The sequence below is a fragment of the Streptomyces sp. NPDC001393 genome, from assembly GCF_053597455.1.
On sequence record NZ_JBSFIH010000150.1, the window covers coordinates 1 to 1,704 of the forward strand.

Annotated in this window: 1 protein-coding gene and 1 pseudogene; both read left to right on the forward strand. The window is 68.7% G+C overall.

Features of this window, described 5'->3' with window-relative positions; all coding sequences use genetic code 11:
- Positions 1-1,164: pseudogene (locus tag ACWC2T_RS45970) on the forward strand (2-oxoacid:acceptor oxidoreductase subunit alpha); the annotation flags it as partial.
- A partial coding sequence (locus tag ACWC2T_RS45975) for a 2-oxoacid:ferredoxin oxidoreductase subunit beta (RefSeq protein ID WP_450676237.1) occupies positions 1,157-1,704 on the forward strand: 548 nt, incomplete at its 3' end. The pseudogene ACWC2T_RS45970 and the gene ACWC2T_RS45975, both read left to right, overlap by 8 nt.

Consider the following 1,704-nt stretch of genomic DNA (forward strand, 5'->3'; position numbering starts at 1 on the left):
GCCGGCCTCTACCGCAACATCTCCGGCAACCTCGCCCTGGCCTACGGTCTGATCACGGCGGCGCAGCAGGCGGACCTGCCGCTGTTCCTGGGCTCGTATCCGATCACGCCGGCCTCGGACATCCTGCACGAGCTGAGCCGGCACAAGAACTTCGGTGTGCGGACCTTCCAGGCGGAGGACGAGATCGCCGGGATCGGGGCGGCGCTGGGTGCGGCGTTCGGCGGCTCGCTGGCGGTGACGACCACCTCCGGTCCCGGCGTGGCCCTCAAGAGCGAGACGATCGGGCTGGCGGTGAGTCTGGAGTTGCCGCTGCTGGTGGTGGACATCCAGCGGGGCGGGCCGTCGACGGGGCTGCCGACCAAGACCGAGCAGGCGGACCTGCTGCAGGCCATGTTCGGCCGCAACGGCGAGGCCCCGGTGCCGATCGTGGCACCGCGCACCCCGGCGGACTGCTTCGAGGCCGCGCTGGAGGCGGCCAGGATCGCGCTGGTCTACCGCACCCCGGTGATGCTGCTCTCCGACGGTTATCTGGCCAACGGCTCCGAGCCGTGGCGGATCCCGGACCTGGAGGAGCTCCCCGATCTGCGGGTGCAGTTCGCTTCCGGCCCGAACCACACGCTGGCCGATGGCAGTGAGGTGTTCTGGCCCTACAAGCGGGATGCGAAGACGCTGGCCCGGCCGTGGGCGATCCCGGGCACGCCGGGGCTGGAGCACCGCATCGGCGGTATCGAGAAGCAGGACGGCACCGGGAACATCTCCTACGACCCGGCCAACCACGACTTCATGGTCCGCACCCGCCAGGCCAAGATCGACAACATCACCGTCCCCGACGTCGAGGTCGACGACCCGCACGGCGCGAGCACCCTGGTGCTGGGCTGGGGCTCCACCTACGGGCCGATCACCGCGGCGGTCCGCAGACTGCGCGGCGCGGGCGAGGTGATCGCCCAGGCCCACCTGCGTCACCTCAACCCCTTCCCCCGCAACCTCGGCCGTGTCCTCAAGGGGTACGACAAGGTGGTGATCCCCGAGATGAACCTCGGGCAGCTCGCCACCCTGATCCGGGCGAAGTACCTGGTCGACGCCCGCTCCCACAACCAGGTCAACGGCATGCCGTTCAAGGCGGAACAGCTCGCCAGGGCTTTGAAGGAGGCCATCGATGACTGACGCCGGCAACGCGCTGCTGCACCTGGTCCCCAAGGCCGAGGCCAAGCAGTCGATGAAGGACTTCAAATCCGACCAGGAAGTGCGCTGGTGCCCCGGCTGCGGTGACTACGCCATCCTCGCCGCCGTGCAGGGCTTCATGCCCGAACTCGGCCTGGCGAAGGAGAACATCGTCTTCGTCTCCGGCATCGGCTGCTCCTCCCGCTTCCCGTACTACATGAACACCTACGGGATGCACTCCATCCACGGCCGCGCCCCCGCCATCGCCACCGGCCTGGCCACCAGCCGCCGGGACCTGAGCGTGTGGGTGGTCACCGGCGACGGCGACGCGTTGTCCATCGGCGGCAACCACCTCATCCACGCCCTGCGCCGCAACGTCAACCTCAAGATCCTGCTGTTCAACAACCGGATCTACGGCCTGACCAAGGGCCAGTACTCCCCGACCTCCGAACTCGGCAAGATCACCAAATCCACCCCCATGGGCTCCCTCGACGCCCCCTTCAACCCCGTCTCCCTGGCGATCGGTGCGGAGGCGTCCTTCGT